The organism is Bradyrhizobium sp. AZCC 1693 (assembly GCF_036924745.1).
In the GTDB taxonomy this organism is placed as follows: Bacteria; Pseudomonadota; Alphaproteobacteria; order Rhizobiales; family Xanthobacteraceae; genus Bradyrhizobium.
This window is the reverse complement of record NZ_JAZHSD010000001.1, coordinates 2,886,101-2,904,650: the sequence shown is the minus strand read 5'-3', so window position 1 is coordinate 2,904,650 and position 18,550 is coordinate 2,886,101. Positions and strand designations below refer to the sequence as shown.

Genomic DNA, 18,550 nt, shown 5'->3' with positions numbered 1-18,550 from the left:
CAAGACTGGTTGTGGGCAAGGGACGGGGAGGGCTTCGGCTGGATTATTCCGCGGCGACGTGATCAGCCCGGCTGCGACGGTCCTCGTCGTGTGCCACAAAGAGATGACCGGCGTGCTTGATGACGTTTTTGGTCGTCTCGCGGATGTGGCGCTCGATGAGTTCCTGAGCCTTTGCCGCAGCGCGCCCACCATTCGCGATAAACTCTGCCGATAGATGGTGGGCACGGCGCGACGCGCCTTTGCCCACCCTAATCCGACTGACCTCCAGCGGTCGCCGCCATGAATACGATGGGACGCCGGAGGTCATGCTGATGCCGGGTTGTAGGTGCCGCCGTTCACCGGGATATTGTTGCCTCCGACATCGGCGGAGTTAGCGTGCATCTGCTCGGCGGCAGCGCCGACCAACGCCGCATTTCCGGTCTGCAAGCCTTCGATCATCTTGGTCACCTCGGCTCCAAGCGTACTCGTATCGCCGAGTAGTTCGTTGTCGAACCGCGCCTCGAAGATGCCACCCTGCGCGGCGTCGAAGTTGGTGACGTCCGTCTGGAAGGTATGCAGGTTGGCGATAACCGCAGCGGTCGCGGCCGCATCGTGAGCGGTGACTGCCGCAATTGCCTGTTGTCCCAGCGAATTGGACTGCGCGATGAAGTTTGCCCAGAAGTTCGTTTGCGCATCGTTGTCGAGATTCGACGGCGGCGAGCGACGCGGCGCGCGCCGCTCGCTGTCTTTCCATTCGCGCCGTCAGCGAGCGATGCGCTCGACGGCGATGGCGGTAGCTTCACCGCCGCCGATGCAGAGCGCTGCAACGCCGCGCTTCAGGTTGCGCGCTTCCAGCGCATGCAGCAGCGTCACGATCAATCGCGCGCCGGTGGCGCCGATCGGGTGGCCGAGTGCGCAGGCGCCGCCATTGACGTTGAGTTTTTCTCTCGCGATGCCGAGATCCTTCTGCGCCGCCATCGCCACCACCGCGAACGCTTCGTTGATTTCGAACAGGTCGACATCGCCCGTGCTCCAGCCGACCTTGTCGAGCAGCTTGCGGATGGCCGGGATCGGCGCGGTGGTGAACCATTGCGGCTCCTGGCTGTGCGTGGCGTGGCCCTTGATCTCGGCGAGCACCGGCAGGCCGTCACGGTCGGCGAGCGAGCGCTTGGCGAGAATGAGCGCCGCGGCGCCGTCGGCGTTGGCGGAGGAGGCGGCCGGCGTGATGGTGCCGTTGGCGCGGAACGCGGGCTTCAATCCGGGAATCTTGCCAGGGTCCACCTTGAGCGGATGCTCGTCATTGGCGATGACGCGCGGACCGGCCCTTTCGGCGAGCGTGACCGGCGCGATCTCGGCCCTGAACGCGCCGTCCTCGACGGCCTTGCGGGCGCGGGTCAGCGTCTCCACCGCATAGGTGTCCTGGTCCTTGCGGGTGAACTGATAGGCCTCCGCGGTGGCCTCGCCGAAATCGCCCATCGAGCGGCCGGTCTCATAGGCGTCTTCCAGCCCGTCCATCATCATGTGATCGATGATCCGGTCATGACCGGCGCGATAGCCGCCGCGCGCCTTGGCCAGCAAATAGGGCGCATTGCTCATGCTCTCCATGCCGCCGGACAGCACGATTGCCGCGGAGCCCGCATTGATAATGTCATGCGCCAGCATGGTCGCCTTCATGCCGGAGCCGCAGACCTTGTTGACGGTGGTGGCGCCGGTGGCATCTGGCAGTCCGGCGCCGCGCGCCGCCTGTCGCGCCGGGGCCTGGCCCTGTCCAGCCGGCAGCACGTTGCCCATGAAGACCTCGTCAATGCGCTCCGGCGCAAGCTTCGCCCGGTCCAGTGCGGCGGCGATCACGTGCGCACCGAGCTTGTGCGCGCTGAAGGGGGACAATTCGCCCATGAACCGGCTAAGCGGCGTGCGGGCGGCGGAAAGGATGACAACGGGATCGAGGCTTGCGGACATCACGGGTTCTCCTGTTCGGTCACTGTTATATGACGATAATCATATATAATGGGATTGCAATGGGATGCTGCTCCGCAATGAGACGCTGCCTGAAGACCGCCGGGGAGATGGAGGAAATCAAAGCCGGCCTGGCGCATCCTCGCGGAGCCGATCGAGCGCGCCGTCAGCTGCGCGAAAGGGCCGCCCGGGGCCCGGCTTTTCCTTCGGAACTGCGTCTCTGCCGCGAATCCCGGCTGGAGCGATGACCAGGGAACGAGGGGAGTGCGAAAGCCTCCTCGCCATTCGCTCTTTCGTGAATCGCTATGTCGGAGGGATTAGTGCCAATGATCCCTGTGTCTTTTCCAACGCGCGCATTGTGGCGCCGATCGGGTGCTGATTCATTTCCGCAAGGATGGTGCAATGGCGCGCGGGACGCAGCGCCGAAAATTCATCGCTAGTGAGAGATCGACGGCTTGGCCGCCATGGATGAATCCGCGGAAACCAGTTCGACCGCGCTGCCCGAGCAGACATGCGCCGCGGCGATCGCGACCTGGGTCCGGTTGCTTACGCCCAGCTTGCGCATGATTTCGCGGACATGGACTTTCACGGTTGTTTCGGTCATGCCGAGCTTGCGACCGATTACCTTGTTGGGGTCGCCCTGGCAGAGGCAAACGAGAACGGCGTACTGCCGTTCGGTAAACTCGGGCGCGTGCCGCGCGCCGTTGAAGCCATGGTCGCGCGGCACGCCAGCCGCCTTGTCGTCGAAAAGGGAGCCTTGCTGCTCGTAAAGGCCGTCTTCCGGCCCGAGAGGCGGCGCCTGCGTCTGTTGTTCAGGTCCCGGAAGCGGTTGTTCCTGGGAGAGTTCAGGCAGCCTGTATTCGATGGGCGCAGGCGTGCTGAAGGTCTGGCTGGCCAGGATGGCGGTCGGCGGAAAATAAGTGCCGCCGTGGAGGACGAACGAAAGGGCCTGCAACGCAAGTTCGGGCGCCATGGAATTGCTGAAGTAACCCTGAGCCCCGCAACGCATCGCGGCGAGGACGGTGGCGGGATTTTCGTCGTCGGAGACGATCGCGAGCGCCGCCTCACGGCGAAGCGTATGCAATACCTGTATCTCGGTGAAGACTTCGTGGGGAGAGGGAGCGCCGACGCTGTAAATCAGCATGTCGCATACGGCGCGCTCGACGAGTCTTGTGTGGGCTTCATCAGGATCGAGCGAAATCAGCTCGACGCTTTCGTTACGGGCCCACGGATTTAGGAAGCTCTCTGCGCGAGCTCGTCTGAAGGCCATTGCGTCTACAAGGAAAACCGTCTTCTTGAACGGGACCGACATAACGCGCCCCTTACATTACGTCTTATGACTATCGATGAATTACATCCTATGACTATCGATAGATTGCTTGCGACCCTTCTGGGTGGCTGTGAAATAGATCACTTAGCATCTTAATTGTGCATAAAAGTTTACGCTTGTTCCGACGGAATGCCAAGAAGCGCGAGTGTGACAAGAAGTCGTCGAAAGCAAGGGAACTGCAGCAGGATAACAGCAAGAAAGCGACATTTTTGAATATAAAAGGTTGTATAAAAATGAGGATCCAACCTCTGCTAATATATCTTTCGATATGTACTGCCTTGCTGATGAAGCCGTTACCATCAAATGAATGAATATTGCCGACCTTGCATCTGCGGACGTATTGCCATGTTTGTCAGCAAGCTGCCTCCAAAACCGGACTTTGACATGCTCGCTGCCGCGGCCCCCGCCTCGGCGGATCGCCGCACATTCGTTCTCGCCCTGATGGGAAACCTGATCTGCAGCTGGTCGAACAACGAAAGTCTTTTCATCTACGTGCTGATGATTCTGCTGCGCACCGACGAGGCTTCCGCCGCAGTCGTGTTCGCGACATTGAACACGACCCGCGCGAGACTCGATCTGATCCAGCGACTGGCCAAGATCAGGGTTAGCGACAAGGCTCTGTCGAAAAATCTGACTACACTCATCGAGCGTTTTTCGGAATCCACCAAGGTCCGCAATGAATTGAATCACTGCATGTTCATTTTCGATTCCTCGGGCGCCATCACCCACACGCAGTCAATGCGATTGATGGAAACAAGGTCGAGCCTGAGGTTCGGAGAGATAAAGGCACTGGACGAAGGCCGTCTGCAGGAGATGGTGCGGACGACCCACGAGATGACGAAAATCAACCGCGAGATATGGGACTTGCTGCCGCGCCTTGAAGCGCATGTCTGCGGCGCCCAGCCACGAAGTGTTCCCCTCGATGCGGCCTGAGACAGGCCGGCGATGACGAACGGTCACGCCTCGCTCCGCTCCAGTTCATTCAAAGACCGACTTTTTTCGAAGACTGAATCTTTCCGAGCGTCAACCTTGTCGATGGTTGATATCGCAAGATACGGCGATGCATCCAATGCGTGCATGTTGTTGGCGGAGATGCGGCGGCATTCTGGCCAGGCCGGCATCCGCAATAACGCGAGGTGCCGGCAGTCGGAACAACCGACATAAAGAGCACCGCCGCGCTTCGAAGACCGCAGACTTAGAAGATCAGCGATCTCGTTCCGCCCGCGATGCTCCAAACCGCAGGAGCTCGTCATGGGTAAGCCACAACGCAAGCACGATCCCGACCAGGATCAGGACCAGAAGCAAGACCAGGCGCAGGCGCAAGCCAATCTCCAGGCTCAGCTTCAAGGCCAGGGCCAGGGTCAGGCCCAGGGTCAGGGCCAATTGCAGTTCGCCGTGCAGTCGCTGGATTCCAAGAGCGAGAACGAGAACGACAACGACAACAAGAACGACAACAAAAACTCGAACGAGAACGAGAACGAGAATAAGCTCGACAACAAGGTCGATAACAAGGTCGACAACTCCCTCGACAACAAGGTCGATAACGACATCGACAACAAGATCCAAAATACCGTCGACAACAAGGTCAACGTCGATGTCGACGTGAAGGTCGATCTCGACCTCGACGCCGATGGCCTGAGCAGCCCGGTCATCGATCTCCACCACTTCAGCACGGTCGATTCCATCGTGATGCCTGATGTGGTGAACCAGACGCTGAACGGTGGTGGTAACCAGTTCAACATTGATCAGGTCAACAACCTGGCCGATCAGGACGTCAACACCTCGAGTGCCACCTACAACGGCGGCGGATCCTATCCGGGCGCCGGCTTCGATATGGACGCCAAGATCGAGGGCGGCGAGTCCAAGATCGACGGTGCGCATATGGGCGACACGGTAGGCGCCGGCGCCGGCATTTCTTCCAGTGCCGATGCAATTCTGAACCAGTCTGCCTTCGACCAGAACATCACCCAGGGTGCGAACATCCAGTTCAACAGCATCACCATGGAGGTTGCGGGTCACGATCTGACCGATTCTCACGATACACTTTAGTCTTGCGTACGACCCGCGCGGGGTTTGCCGCGCGGGTCATTTTTTCCATATTCCATTTCAGTCGCTGCAGTCGCCGACAAGAACTGATGGCCGTACCGCGGCTCCGCCAGTTCAGGGCGACGGGAGGTTCCCATGGCGTCAGCGAGCTTCGTTGAAATCATTTCCCATTTCGCAGGATATCTGCAGATCTTCCACGACATCGCCCGCGACCGCATCCAGTATGATGACAGTCTCGTGCACCGTCCTTCCGACGACTACACGACGCTGCGGCCGAATTACGATTATCGCTTCGCACCAGACGATATGGATACTGCGGCGGGCCCGGTGCCGGAGCCGATGCCGGACGACCCGATCCATTTCGTCCGAGGCCGTCCGCTCAAGCTGCTCCACGGTCCGCAGGACGACGATTCCGATTTTCTTCCGCGTTCGCAGGCCCCGAACATCCCGCTGCCGAAGCCGGCGGGCGGTGGCGGCGGAGGTGGTGTCGAGCATCACGTCAGGGTGCAATACCAGGATGGCGGCGAGCAGACCCAACTGACGGTTCACCAGTACAACTTCATGCATGACGACGACGTCAATCTACCGGCCAATGCCCTGGCCGCGGTTGAGCCCCTGATCGCAGGCCTCAACAGCGATGCGATGGCCACCATCGAGCAATTGGCGGCCGATGCCAACGCCCAGATACCCGTCAACTGGCAGATGCCGCAGACCGATGGCGGCGCGACCGATTTTGTGATCTCTCACGACGCGGCCTGGGCCGAGCGGGGCGGCACGCCGGATGCGCACTCGGTGACCCCTGGCTACTATGTCAACGGCGAGCTGCAGGAGCGGCCGTCGGAACCGACGCCGCCGGCCGAGCCGGAAAAACTGCCGGATACCGGCGACGGGATCGGTCAGTGGGCCACGTTGGGCGGCAACTTCGGTATCAACGCGGCGCTGATCGTCGATATCGGCGAGGGTGCCCGCACCATGGTGGTGATGGGAGATTACTTCAAGACCAATGCCATCTTCCAGACCAACACGACCGTCGATCACGACCACATCAGCGTATCGGGCGGCAATCAGGAGCCATCGGCGGCCAACGCTCAGGACGTCGCGACCAACATCGCCGATTTCGCGCAGAACCCCAGCCTTTATACCGGCTTCGCGGCCCACGCGGCCGGCCCGAACTGGAGCGTCGACGTGGTCGACGGCGACTATTACAGCGTTCACGCGGTGGCTCAGGTCAACTATCTCTCCGACAACGATGTGTTAACGCAGGTCAGCAGCAGTTCCCACTACAACCTCGTCGGTGGCCACAATGAGCAAGGCAATCTGGCCCTGGTGCTTGACGGCAGCATTGAATACGACCTGATCATCATCAAGGGCGGCTATCACGGCCTGAACGTGATCTTTCAAAACAACATTCTGCTGGACAACGACAAGATCGTGATGTCCGCCGACGGTGCCGACCCGTCTCAATCAGCGAGTTCAGGCGACAACAGCCTGGCGAACGAAGCCGGGATTGCAAATTATGGCGGCGATACCTTCGACGAGCTGCCCGGGAACCTCGCGCTGATCGAAGGCCTGCTGGCCGCCGGCATGACATCGCTCGATCCGGAACTGGCCGGCGCCCTCATCGGCCATGGCGGCCCGCTAAAGGTGCTCTACATCACCGGAAACTATTACGACATCAATGCGGTTTGGCAGACCAACATCACCTCCGACGTCGATGTGATGTATCAGCTCCAGAATCAGCCATTGGCAGATCTGATGGCGCTTGATCCCGACGGGGCCGTAACGCAGTCGGCCACCACCGGAGGCAATCGACTGCACAACGACGCAGCGATCGTCGACGTCAACCCCGATGCCACATACGTCAAGGGCCAGATCTACACCGATTCCATTCTGGTGCAGGCCAATCTGGTGCCGACAGAGGATCATGCCGTCAACGCCGATACCAACGCGCTGGTAACCGAACTCATTGCTTTCGTCGATGACCACCCTCACGACACGGCGAGCCCGCCGCCGGCGGCGATTGCCAATTCGGCGCAGGCAGATCCGATGGCGAGCGTGCTGCACTAGAAGTCCAGTTGTTTTGTTTATTGCCGTTGCAGGAGAGTTTTCAAATGTGGGGCTGGGATGATCGTCCAGGCAGCAGCGCCGGGAACTTGCGGCTGAGTCAGCATGACGAAGCAACGGCGAGCACAGCCAAGATAATTCCGCTTCGCCCGTGGTTTGATCCGCTGCCTTCGCGCGCCGAAGATCCGCACATCAAATTTGCTGACGAGAAGGGTGGCCCGGCCGAAGCCAAGACTGCTGACGCCAAGACTGCTGACGCCAAGACCGCTGACGCCAAGACCGCTGACGCCAAGACCGCCGAGCCGGCATCGGTCGAGCCATTCCGGCGCGAGAAGGCCAAGACGGAAGTCAAGGCTGAGGTGAAAACGGAAGCTAAAACCGAAGCCGGGCCGGAAGTCAAAACGGAAGCGAAGACGGAAGCCAAGACGGACGCCAAGACCGAAGCCAAGACCCCGCCGCCGGGATCCACCGTCGTGATCGAGCAGGCGGTTCCCGCTCCGGCGCTACGCACCGGAGGTGACAAGGACGGTGGCGGCGGCTCTGCAGGCGGCGGCGGTGGAGGAGGCGGTGGCGGTGGTAACTCGCCGCCGCTGCATAAGCGTTCCAGCGACAATGAATTCAGGGACGTGCTCGGCAGTGGCTTGGCAAATGCGCGCCGCAACCTGGTGACCGTGGGTCTGTTCTCGGTTGCGGTCAACCTGCTGGTGCTCGCCATCCCGATCTACCTGTTCAACATGTCCGATCGCGTGCTGACCAGCCGCAGCACGGACACGCTGGTGATGTTGACCATCATCGTGCTCATCGCGATCGGGGCGCATGTGCTGATGGACATGATGCGCCGCCTCATCCTGATGCGGGTTGCGGTCGAAACCGAAGCCCGGTTGGGCGGACCCGTCCTGAGCGCCGCCGCCAAGGCCGCGCAGAGCGGATCCAGCCGCGAATTCCAGACATTGGCGGACCTGCAGCACCTGCGCTCGTTCATTACCGGTCCGGTGCTGCTGACGATGTTCGATACGCCGGTGGCGCCGGTCTATTTCGCAGTGGTGTTTCTGATCCATCCCCATCTCGGATTCATCGTGCTGGGATCGGGCCTCGCGCTGATCGCCGTGGCGCTGTTGAACCAGCGGGTCACCGCGGTCCCGTTCAACCAGGCCAACAATTACGGCACCAGGGCAAACCTGCAGGCGGAATCGATGGCCCGCAATGCCCAGGTCATCAATGCGATGGGCATGATTCCGGAAGGCGTCCAGGTCTGGGGCCGCGAAACCGTGGAGTCCCTGAAAGCGCAGGTGATCGGACAGGATCGCAACATCCTGATGACGGGGTTGTCGAAGTTCCTGCGGCTGTGCACCCAGATAGCCATCCTGGGCTGGGGCGCATGGCTGGCGCTGGAAACTCAGGTCACCAGCGGCATGGTGATTGCCGCCTCGATCGTGGCGAGCCGTGCGTTGGCGCCGCTGGAAGGCACCATCGAAGGCTGGCGCAGCTTCGTGCAGGCGCGTTCGGCCTATGCCCGCGTCAAGGCGCTGTTGCTGAACTCGCCGCTCAACCTGGAGCGGCTCCGCCTGCCGCGTCCGGCCGGATATCTCAATGTCGAGCGCATTCTCTACGTGCCGCCGCCGAACAAGAAGGTGATCCTGAACGGAATCAGCTTTCAATTGAAGCCCGGGGAATCGCTTGCCATCGTCGGAGATTCCGGCACCGGGAAAACCATGCTGGCCCGCATGCTGGTCGGATCGATCATTCCGACCGCCGGCAGCGTCAGGCTCGACATGATGGATCTGCGCAACTGGGATCCGCGCCAGTTCGGCGAGAGCGTCGGCTACCTGCCGCAGGATGTGCAACTGTTCCCGGCATCCATCAAGGCCAACATCGGCCGCATGCGTGACGACGCCCGCGACGAGGACGTGTTCGACGCCGCCGAGACCGCCGATGTGCATGAGATGATTTCGAGCTTTGCCCAGGGCTACGAGACCATCGTCGGTATGGACGGCAGCCCGCTGTCGGGCGGCCAGCGGCAGCGGATCGGGCTGGCGCGCGCATTCTACGGCAACCCGCGCCTGATCGTGCTCGACGAGCCGAATTCGAATCTGGACGCCAATGGCGAGCGGGCGCTGGCCAAGGCGCTGGTGCGCGCCAAGGAAAAGCAGATCACGGTGGTGACGATCACCCAGCGCGCCGCGCTGCTGATGAGCGTCGACAAGATCATGATCCTGCATCAGGGCGCGGTGCAGGCTTTCGGCAGCCGCGACGAGATCATTCCGATGATCACCGGACGCAAGCCGAACAATGTCCCGACCGGGCCGGGCGATCCGCCTTCGTTGAATTGATCGAGGGCGTCGGCCGGTTTGACAGCAACGAGGTTACGCGATGGCCAACAGGAAAATTGCGGACCGCACCGCGCAAGCAGAGGGCACCTGGTACGATACGCTGCCGCGATCGACCAAGCTGCCAACCGTTGCCGGTGCGCTGATCATGGCGGTGATGCTGATGGGCTTCGGTGTCTGGGGCAACATGGCGCCGATCGCCGGCGCCGTGGTCGCTTCAGGCGTGTTCGTCGTTACCGGACAGAACAAGATCGTCCAGCATCTCGAGGGCGGAATGATCCGCGAAATCTACGTGCGCGAAGGCGACACGGTGGAAGCCGGGCAATTGTTACTCGAGCTTGACGACACCGCGGCGCGCGCGGAGTTGCAGCGGCTGTTCCTGCGGCGCATCCGCCTGACGGCGATCGATGCAAGGCTGCAAGCCGAGATGAAGGAGGAAGACGATGTCAAGTGGCCGCCCGAGATCGTCCATTGGCTGGCCAGCTCTTCCGAGGTGAGGGAAATCGTGGACAGTCAGAAGATGGCGTTCACGGCGCGCCGCAACAACCTCAACAGCGACGTCAAGAGCATCCAGGAGAGCATCAACGCGCTGGATGAGCGGATCCGGGGATCCCGGGTCCAGCTCGATGCCGTCCATCGCCAGATCGTTCTGCTCGACGAGGAAATCGCGACCAAGGACAAGCTGGTGCAGGCTGGGCTGGTACGCAAGCCGGAACTGATGGTGCTGCAGCGGTCGAAGGCCAATCTGGAAGGCGAGGTCGGCCGCATCATGGGCGACATCGGCGATGCCAAGGAACGCATCGCCCGCGCGGTCGAGCAGATCAATGGCGTGCGCAAGACCGCGATCAAGACCGCGGTCGAGCAGATGCATGAGGTCCGCGGCGAGCTGGCCGACGTCCGCGAGCGGATGCTGAGCGCCAAGGGCGTGCTCGATCGGGTGCGCGTCACCGCGCCGGTGAGCGGCGTGGTGGTGAAGCTGCGCTATCATACGCAGGGCGGCGTGGTCGAGGCCGGCAAGAACATCATGGAGCTTCTGCCGCTGAAGGACGAGCTGATCATCGAGGCGCGATTGCGGCCGCAGGATATCGACAGCGTCAAGCACGGACAGACGGCGATGGTGCGGCTGACGGCGCTGAACCAGCGCATCACGCCGATGGTCTCCGGCGACGTCATCTACCTGTCGGCCGATACGCTGGCGGACGAAAAGAAGTCCCAGCAGGTGGGACCAACCGACATCTATATCGTGCGCGTCAAGCTCAACAGCGAGGAGAGCAGGAATATTCCGGGCTTCAGCCCGACGCCCGGGATGCCGGCCGAGGTCTACATCAAGACGTCGGAACGGACGTTCTTCCAGTACATCGTCAGGCCGATTCACGACAGCATGATGCGCGCATTCCGGGAGCGCTAGGCGATCAATGAGCAGTTAACACGAAGTTTTGGAAAGGTGTCCGCCGTGCATATCGACATCATCGAAACGTTGCCGTCGCTGGCCAAGCTCGAGGACAACTGGAACGCGGTCTACGACGCGGACGACGAGGCGCAGATTTTCCTGTCATGGAAATGGCTGAGCGGCTGGCTGTCCAGCATCCCGGGACCATGGTTCATCCTGGCCGCGAAAGAGCGTGACGCCGCCGATTTGCCTTACGTCGCATTCTTTCCGTTGCGGATGCAGACCACGATCGAGAAATCCGACGTTTTCGGCAACATCCGGATGGCGGGCAATTTCGGCGCCGACTATACCGGCATCATCTGCAGGTTAGAGGCGGAGCACAAGGTCATTCCGGCCTTTGCCCGCGCCATCAGGCAGATGAACTGGGCGCGGCTCCATTTCGACAATGTCAGAATATCCGAGCGGCGGTGGCGGCTGCTGACCGCCTGCTTTCCGAAGGCGAGTTTCCACGCGACCACAGTCGACAAGATCATCAAGACCGACGGGATCGACAACAGTCTCTGCCCCTACGCCACGCTGCCGAAGGACTGGAACGCTTATCTCGACGCGCTCAGCTCCAATACGCGGCAGAAGATCCGCCGTCTCCTGAAGCAGGTCGAAGCGTCCAGTGAATATAGAATAACCGTCGCCACATCAGAGACGTTTGATCGGGACCTCAAGACCCTGCTGGGCTTCTGGGACACGAAGTGGCGTGCCCGAAAAGCTGATCGAATCGATAGCCTGATCCGCTCCAACGGCAACATGCTGACGCGCAGTTTCCATTCCGGTCTGGTGTACCTGCCGACCTTTTGGCACGGCGACCGGCCGGTCGCGGCGCTGGCGACCTTGGTGGAGCCGCGCAGGCGGACGTTCTCGTTCTACATGACCGGACGCGACGAGACGTTCGAGGGGCCCCCGGCGGGCATGATCCTGCATGCCTACAGCATTCGCCACGCCATCGAGCGCGGGTTTGTCGAATACGACTTCCTGCGCGGCAACGAGCCGTACAAATATTCGTTCGGCTGCAAGGAGCGCAAGATCCACTCCATCGTGCTGGAAACCAGGAGTGGCAGGAATCTCGGCGGCCGGATCGATCCCAGGTGCATTCCCGACCTGCTGCAACAGGCGACCGAACTTCACCGCAAGGGACAGTCGGCCGATGCGGAGATCGGCTACCGCCGCATTTTGGAGGTTGAGCCGAAACACGCCGACGGGTTGCACAGGCTGGGCCAGTTGCTGGCGGCGAAGGGTGACTTCGCCGCGGCCAAGCGGCTGTTCCGGATCCTGACGACGGTTCGGCCCGACGCCGCCAAGGCGTGGCAATGTCTGGGCCAGGTTTGCGAAAGCCTCGGCCAGCACGAGGAAGCATTGCGCCAGCATCTCGAATTCATGCGGCTGCAACCGGCTCTGCCGGACGGATTCGTCGCGGTTGCCAGGTGTATGGCCAAGCTTGGGCGCATGGCGGAAATCAACGCCGCGCTGTTGGCCGCGATCGAACCGGCGAGCGCACGGTCGGTCCGGAAGTGGCGTGATTGGCGGCCCACGCCGGACCGGCAGACCGCCAGCGAACACTCGGTCTCGGTGTAGGGCAGGATTGTCGGAATTGTCCCGTTGGCAGGCGCGCGGTGGGAAAGGAGGACACCATGCTCACGATGACAAGAAACGTCAGGCATTGGTTGGCGGGCGCGATCGCCTCCGGAGCGCCACCCTTCGTCAATCGCATGGTGCGCCGGTGGATTTCCCGCCAGGCATTGGGGACTGAACGTATTTCCTCGCCGGGCAATAAATGAGCCCCGCAAAGGCGCTTGGTCCGGGAATGCGATCTCATAAAGGGCTACCCGACCAGTTGTCTCCGCCGCCTGAACGGACGCGCGTCAGGCTGAGCGCGCTCGGAGCGAGGCGATGCCCAAATCTCGCCGGCCGGGAAGGGATCATCATCGGTTCAGGCCACTATCGCAGCACCGTCCGTATCATGTTCGACGGTTTCAAGTCGCCGACATCGCTGCACAGCACCTACATCGAGCCTGTGGTCGGGGGAACCGGCCCGGCCGCAAAACGTTGATTTCGGGCGAACATACGTTTCGCGATCCCGTATGCTTCCATATCTTGCCGAGGTGCCGCCTGCTGCAAAGCTCATCCATCCTCATCCCGGGCGACACCGTATGGAGAAGGTGCAAGGCAGGGCGGCTGGCAATGCTCAATGACGCGGCCGCGTATTTCGCCGCTTTGCGGGAAGCGCTGCTGCTCGCGACGCGGCAGGTCTACATCATCGGTTGGGACATCCACAGCCTGACCCGCTTTGTCGGGCCGTCCGGGCATGCCGACGATGGTTATCCGGAAGAGCTCGGCGCGTTTCTGAAAGCGCTCCTGAAGGCGAAGCCCGAGTTGCGGATCAACATCCTGAGCTGGAATTTCCTGGCGCTCTACGCGGCGGAGCGGGAGTGGAATTCAGTCGCCAAATTCACCTCGGAAGCGCCCGACAGGCTTCGTTTCTGTTTCGACTCCAGCCTTCCCTTGGGCTCGGCGCAGCATCAGAAGATCGTCGTGATCGACGGCGCGCTCGCCTTCGTCGGCGGTCTCGACCTCACGATAAGGCGCTGGGACACCAGCGAACACAACGCCTATCATCCGCTGCGGACCGATCCCGACGGCAAGCCCTATCCGCCGTTTCACGACGTGCAGTGCATGGTGGATGGCGAAGCGGCGGCCAGTTTGACGGAAATAGCGGAGAGCAGGTGGCGCGCCGCCGGCTGCACGGTCGAAGCAAGCGCTGGCGTCACGGGCGAGCGCTGGCCGGCCTCGGTGCCGGTGCAATCCCGCGGAATGACGGCAGGCATCGCCCGGACCGAGATCGCAACCGCAAGCGAAGCCGGCGTGAACGAGGTCGCGCGGCTGTTCGAGGCCTCCATCAATGCGGCCGACCGCCTCATCTATATCGAGAACCAGTTCACCAGCGCCACCGACATCGCGCGCCTGCTGGCGCAGCGGATGCTCGATGTGCCACAGCTTCGTGTTTTGATCATCACGCCGAAGATGCATTCGTCCTGGTTCGAATCGCAGGCCATGCAGAGCGGCCGCGGCGGATTCATCGCACAATTTGTGGCGGCAGGCGTGATGGACCGGGTTCGTTTTCTCTATCCCGTGACAAGGGATGGGGGTCGTGCTGCCGCGGTCATGGTGCACAGCAAGGTGGTGATCGTCGACGATCGTATCCTGCGCGTGGGTTCGGCCAACCTCAACAATCGCTCGATGGGCGCGGACACCGAATGCGATCTCGCCTTCGAGGCGACATCCGGCGCGCATCGCCAATATATCGCCAGGCTTCGCCGCAGCCTGATCGGGCATTTCTGCGGCGTCGACGAACGGGAGATCGAAAGCAACGAAGCCGACCTGTTTGGATTTCTCGACCGCCTGCCGGACGCGGGCGGCGCGAAATCGCTGCAGCCGATCGACCCGGCCGCAACAGCCGGCAGCGTGGCAACCGTCGTGCAGCCGGTCGCCGACCCCAGAGAACCGCTTCGCCTCGACCGCGCCGCCAATCGCATGTGGACGGCAAGAACCATTTTGGCGGTATCCGGCCTGGCCGCGGCGCTCGCCGGCCTCGCGCTGGCCTGGCAGTACACGTCGCTGCACGATTTCACCGATGTCGGCTTTGTCTCCTCGGTCATTTCGCAACCCGCGCGGTCGCAATTCGCGCCGCTGTTCGCGATTGCCGCCTTCGTCGTCGGCGGGCTGGTGGTGTTTCCGGTGCTGGTGTTGATTGCCGCCACGGCAGCGGCGCTGGGGCCGTGGATGGGTTTCTTCAGTGCGGGCGCCGGCGTGCTGCTCAGCGCGCTCACGCTGTTTTCGATCGGCCGCGTGCTGGGCCAGGCGCGCCTGCAGCGGCTGCTCGGGCGCCGGGCCGCGCGGGTTCAAGGCCGCATCATCGGCAAGGGGGTGGTTGCGGTCGCCATGATCCGGATGGTGCCGATCGCCCCGTTCTCGATCGTGAACTTGGCGGCGGGCGCGAGCAAGCTGAGCCTGCGCGATTTCCTGCTCGGCACCGTGCTGGGCATGGCGCCGGGGATCGCTGTCATGGCCGCGCTCGGCGCGCAGATCGCCGACCTCGCCAGAAACGCCTCATGGACGAATGTGGTGCTGCTGGCGCTGGCGGTCACAGCCTGGATCGCGCTGTGCCTTGGCGTGCAGTTCCTGGTGACGTGGATGGCGGGACGAAGAACGTGACGGCCACAATGCGCATCATGACGTGGAATGTGCACGGCATCTTCCACCTCAATCCGAAGTTCGATCTGGATGGCGTTTGTTCGATCATCCGCCACTGGTCGCCTGATGTCGTGGCGCTGCAGGAGGTCGATTCGCGCGGAAGAACCGATGATCCCTTTGCCCTGCTGGCGAAGGCCGTCGGCGACCACAGCGTCGATGCGCGATCGATCGTCACCGAGGACGGCGACTACGGACAGGTGCTGTTGAGCCGCTGGCCCTTCGCCGAGCCGCCGAAAATTTCCGACGTCTCGTATCAGGAACGGGAGCCCCGCAGGGCCATTGCCGCGCGCATATTGTCCGGTCACGGGGAGGTCAGGGTCATTGCCACCCACCTCGGCCTGAGCATCCATGAACGGCACGCGCAGGCCCATGCCCTGGCCGACCTGGTGCAGCCGACGCGGACGCTCGTGCTCGGCGATTTCAATGACTGGTTCTGGGTGAAGTCGGTGAGAGGCGTGCTGGCGCGGATCTGCCCGGTCCGAACGCGGCTGCGGACGTTTCCCGCCCGGTTGCCGATGATGCGGCTGGACCGGATCTATGCCTCGCGCGATCTGGCGATCCGCTCGGCCTGGACCGATCGCAAGGCCTGTGCGTATTCGGACCATCTTCCCGTGATTGCGGATGTCGCGTTTCCGCAGTAGAGGTCTGCGTCACGCGGGCCTGGCCGGATGCTGCGTTCTGGGGTGCCGCTCATGCAGCAGACAGGCGAGGCCGTGGCGCAGGTCCTCCCGCTCGCGCATCGCGGTCTCGAATAGCGCTTCCTGAATGTCGCGCGGCATATTGCCCCAAACGGCCATCGCCGCCTCGCCCAGCAGCAAGGCAAAGGTCTGTTGTTCGGTCATGTCGCTCCTCCCCGATTTTTACGTTTGATCGAAGCGAAGGTTCCGTTCCCGTGCGCTTTTGCGTCCAGCCGTCATGAAGGCGTGATTACCGTCCCCAGCGCAACACCACCGGATCGAGCTGGCGCGCGATTTCAATGAGGCCGGCCCGCGCCGCCGGGTGAACCCTTTGCAGGGGATGACGAACCGCTTCCGAGCCGATCACGCCGCCTTCCTGCATCAGGATCTTGGCGGCCTGCAAGCCGCACTGGCGGTTCTCGTAATTGATCAGCGGCAGCCAGCGCGCATAGGCCGCCATCGCTTCTTCCCGGCGCCCGGCGAGATAGGGATCGACGATCTGCCTGATGCCATCCGGATAGCCGCCACCCGTCATGGCGCCGGTCGCCCCGGCATCGAGATCGGCCATCAGCGTGATGGCTTCCTCGCCGTCCCAGGGCCCTTCGATGCTGTCGCCGCCGGCTGCGATGAGGTCGCGCAGCTTCGCCGCCGCCATCGGCACCTCGATCTTGAAATAGCGGATGTTCGGAATTTCCCGCGCCATCCGCGCCAGGAAGTCGACCGAAAGCGGCGTCCCGGCAACCGGCGCATCCTGGATCATGATGGGGATGTCGATGGCGTCAGACACGGTGCGGTAGAAGTCGAAAATAGCCTTCTCCGGCACGCGGAAAGTGGCGCCGTGATAGGGCGGCATGATCATCACCATCGCAGCCCCCGCGTCCTGCGCCTGGCGGCTGCGCTCGGCGCAGATGCGCGAGCCGAAATGCGTCGTCGTCACGATCACCGGCACCCGGCCGGCGACGTGCTCCAGCACCGCATGCATCACCTGTTCGCGCTCGACATCGGTCAGCACGAACTGCTCGGAGAAGTTCGCCAGAATGCAGAGGCCGTTGGAGCCGGCGTCGATCATGAAATCGATGCAGCGGCGTTGCCCCGCGAGATCGAGATCCCCGCGATCGTCGAAGATGGTCGGAGCGACAGGGAAAACGCCGCGATAGGGCCGTTGTGCAGTCGGGGTCATTTGTGGATGTTCCATTCGAAAGGGATCAGTGATTGTATGATTGTCCAATTCATTCATCAACATGATACAAGGCTCGACACAATCGAGCAGAAAGAACAAGGGAAAGATCGATGGGGGGAGTTCTGGAGGGCGTTCGCGTCCTCGATTTCGGGCGCTATATCGCGGGGCCGTATTGCGCGACATTGCTGGCGGAATTCGGCGCGGAAGTCATTCGCGTGGAGAAACGCGACGGCAGCGAGGACCGTTTCGTAGCGCCCGTGGGCGAAGGCGGCGAGGGCGCGCTGTTCCTGCAGGTCAACCGCAACAAGAAGTGCATCACGCTCGATCCGATGAAGCCGGAAGGGCAGGAGGTCATGCGCCGGCTGGTCGCCACATCAGATGTCGTCGTCGCCAACCTGCCGCCGCAGACGCTGCGGGCGATGAAGCTCGATTATGAATCGCTGAAGGCGATCAAGCCGGACATCATCCTGACCACCGCGACCGCTTTCGGCGGGCCGGGGCCGTGGTCCGACCGCGTTGGTTTTGACGGCGTTGGCCAGGTGATGTCGGGCGCGGTGTATATGACGGGCAAGGGCGATCCGCCGTACCGGGCGGCGGTGAACTGGGTCGATTTCGGCACCGCGCTGCATTGCGCGTTCGGCACGCTCGCCGCCCTGATCGAGCGCGGCAAATCCGGGCGCGGGCAGATCGTCGAAGGCGCGCTGCTGGCGACCGCGCTCTCCTTCACCAACGCGACCCTGATCGAGCAGGCGGTGATATCAGCCAATCGCGTGCCGACAGGCAATCTCGGCCAGACCGCGGCGCCCGCCGATATCTACCGCACCAAGGACGGCTGGGTCTTGTGCCAGGTCACCGGGCACCCGCTGTTCATCCGCTGGGCCAAATTGATGGGCGAGGAGGATCACTGGCTGAACGACCCGCGTTTCGCCGACGATCTCAAGCGCGGCGACAACGGTCCTGTTATCAGCGAACGGATGGCGCGCTGGTGCGCCGAGCGCACCACGCAGGAAGCCGTCGATACGCTGGGAAGAGCGATGATTCCGGCCGGACCGGTGCTGAGCCCGCAGCAGGCGCTGGAGCATCCGCATATCCGCGCCACCGGCTTCATGCAGGATGTCGATTACCCGGCTTGCCGAAGCCGGCGCCGACGGCGCGCGCCGCGGTGCGGCTGTCGGAGACCCCAGGCGAAATCGTGTCGCGTCCGCCGACGCTCGGCGAGCACACCGATCGCGTGCTGGCCGATATCGGCTATGACGCAGATGCCATCGCCGCGCTTCGCAACAACGGGATCATCTAGAT

Annotated in this window: 15 protein-coding genes and 1 pseudogene; 10 read left to right on the top strand and 6 right to left on the bottom strand. The window is 62.5% G+C overall.

Features of this window, described 5'->3' with window-relative positions:
• Nucleotides 1-43 precede the first annotated feature (43 nt).
• The 4 genes from V1293_RS13870 to V1293_RS13855 all read right to left on the bottom strand — a co-directional run bounded on the left by V1293_RS13870 (nucleotide 44) and on the right by V1293_RS13855 (nucleotide 3,247).
• Nucleotides 44-247, bottom strand: coding sequence for a hypothetical protein (locus tag V1293_RS13870; RefSeq protein ID WP_334510341.1), 204 nt, complete (start codon nucleotides 245-247; stop codon nucleotides 44-46).
• Nucleotides 248-303: 56 nt separating this feature from the next.
• Nucleotides 304-447 (bottom strand): hypothetical protein, encoded by a 144-nt coding sequence (locus tag V1293_RS13865; protein ID WP_334510338.1) that lies wholly within the window; start codon nucleotides 445-447, stop codon nucleotides 304-306.
• Between the two features lie 294 nt (nucleotides 448-741).
• Complete coding sequence (locus V1293_RS13860) at nucleotides 742-1,938, bottom strand: acetyl-CoA C-acyltransferase (RefSeq protein WP_334510335.1); 1,197 nt, start codon at nucleotides 1,936-1,938, stop codon at nucleotides 742-744.
• A gap of 433 nt (nucleotides 1,939-2,371) precedes the next feature.
• Entirely contained in the window at nucleotides 2,372-3,247 is an 876-nt protein-coding gene (locus tag V1293_RS13855; RefSeq protein WP_334510332.1) for a response regulator transcription factor, read from the bottom strand.
• A 363-nt stretch (nucleotides 3,248-3,610) separates the two neighbouring features.
• Between V1293_RS13855 and V1293_RS13850 the strand changes: the two genes are divergently transcribed.
• The 9 genes from V1293_RS13850 to V1293_RS13810 all read left to right on the top strand — a co-directional run bounded on the left by V1293_RS13850 (nucleotide 3,611) and on the right by V1293_RS13810 (nucleotide 16,035).
• Entirely contained in the window at nucleotides 3,611-4,198 is a 588-nt protein-coding gene (locus V1293_RS13850; protein ID WP_334510329.1) for a hypothetical protein, read from the top strand.
• Nucleotides 4,199-4,516: 318 nt separating this feature from the next.
• Nucleotides 4,517-5,314 (top strand): hypothetical protein, encoded by a 798-nt coding sequence (locus tag V1293_RS13845; RefSeq protein ID WP_334510327.1) that lies wholly within the window; start codon nucleotides 4,517-4,519, stop codon nucleotides 5,312-5,314.
• A 336-nt stretch (nucleotides 5,315-5,650) separates the two neighbouring features.
• The gene (locus V1293_RS13840; protein WP_334510325.1) at nucleotides 5,651-7,378 is read left to right on the top strand and encodes a hypothetical protein; all 1,728 of its coding nucleotides are present in this window, start codon (nucleotides 5,651-5,653) and stop codon (nucleotides 7,376-7,378) included.
• 44 nt (nucleotides 7,379-7,422) lie between these two features.
• Nucleotides 7,423-9,705, top strand: a complete 2,283-nt coding sequence (locus V1293_RS13835) for a type I secretion system permease/ATPase (RefSeq protein ID WP_442894238.1) — start codon at nucleotides 7,423-7,425, stop codon at nucleotides 9,703-9,705.
• 40 nt (nucleotides 9,706-9,745) lie between these two features.
• Nucleotides 9,746-11,110 carry an HlyD family type I secretion periplasmic adaptor subunit gene (locus V1293_RS13830; RefSeq protein ID WP_334510323.1) on the top strand — a complete coding sequence of 455 codons (1,365 nt, stop codon included), beginning with the start codon at nucleotides 9,746-9,748 and terminating at the stop codon, nucleotides 11,108-11,110.
• A 45-nt stretch (nucleotides 11,111-11,155) separates the two neighbouring features.
• Nucleotides 11,156-12,718: a GNAT family N-acetyltransferase gene (locus V1293_RS13825; protein ID WP_334510321.1), complete on the top strand. Its 1,563-nt coding sequence runs from the start codon at nucleotides 11,156-11,158 to the stop codon at nucleotides 12,716-12,718.
• A 56-nt stretch (nucleotides 12,719-12,774) separates the two neighbouring features.
• On the top strand, nucleotides 12,775-12,921 hold the full coding sequence (locus V1293_RS13820; protein WP_334510319.1) for a hypothetical protein: 147 nt from the start codon (nucleotides 12,775-12,777) through the stop codon (nucleotides 12,919-12,921).
• Nucleotides 12,922-13,324: 403 nt separating this feature from the next.
• The gene (locus V1293_RS13815) at nucleotides 13,325-15,355 is read left to right on the top strand and encodes a VTT domain-containing protein (RefSeq protein WP_334510317.1); all 2,031 of its coding nucleotides are present in this window, start codon (nucleotides 13,325-13,327) and stop codon (nucleotides 15,353-15,355) included.
• The gene (locus tag V1293_RS13810) at nucleotides 15,352-16,035 is read left to right on the top strand and encodes an endonuclease/exonuclease/phosphatase family protein (RefSeq protein WP_334510315.1); all 684 of its coding nucleotides are present in this window, start codon (nucleotides 15,352-15,354) and stop codon (nucleotides 16,033-16,035) included. The genes V1293_RS13815 and V1293_RS13810 overlap by 4 nt, the downstream gene beginning before the upstream one ends.
• Before the next feature lie 9 nt (nucleotides 16,036-16,044).
• On the opposite strand, the gene V1293_RS13805 is transcribed toward V1293_RS13810, so the two are convergent.
• Nucleotides 16,045-16,236 carry a hypothetical protein gene (locus V1293_RS13805; protein WP_334510313.1) on the bottom strand — a complete coding sequence of 64 codons (192 nt, stop codon included), beginning with the start codon at nucleotides 16,234-16,236 and terminating at the stop codon, nucleotides 16,045-16,047.
• A gap of 85 nt (nucleotides 16,237-16,321) precedes the next feature.
• Nucleotides 16,322-17,251 carry a dihydrodipicolinate synthase family protein gene (locus V1293_RS13800; RefSeq protein WP_334510311.1) on the bottom strand — a complete coding sequence of 310 codons (930 nt, stop codon included), beginning with the start codon at nucleotides 17,249-17,251 and terminating at the stop codon, nucleotides 16,322-16,324.
• A gap of 110 nt (nucleotides 17,252-17,361) precedes the next feature.
• On the opposite strand from V1293_RS13800, the pseudogene V1293_RS13795 reads away from it, so the two are divergent.
• A pseudogene (locus V1293_RS13795) lies at nucleotides 17,362-18,548 on the top strand (CaiB/BaiF CoA transferase family protein).
• Nucleotides 18,549-18,550: the final 2 nt, after the last annotated feature.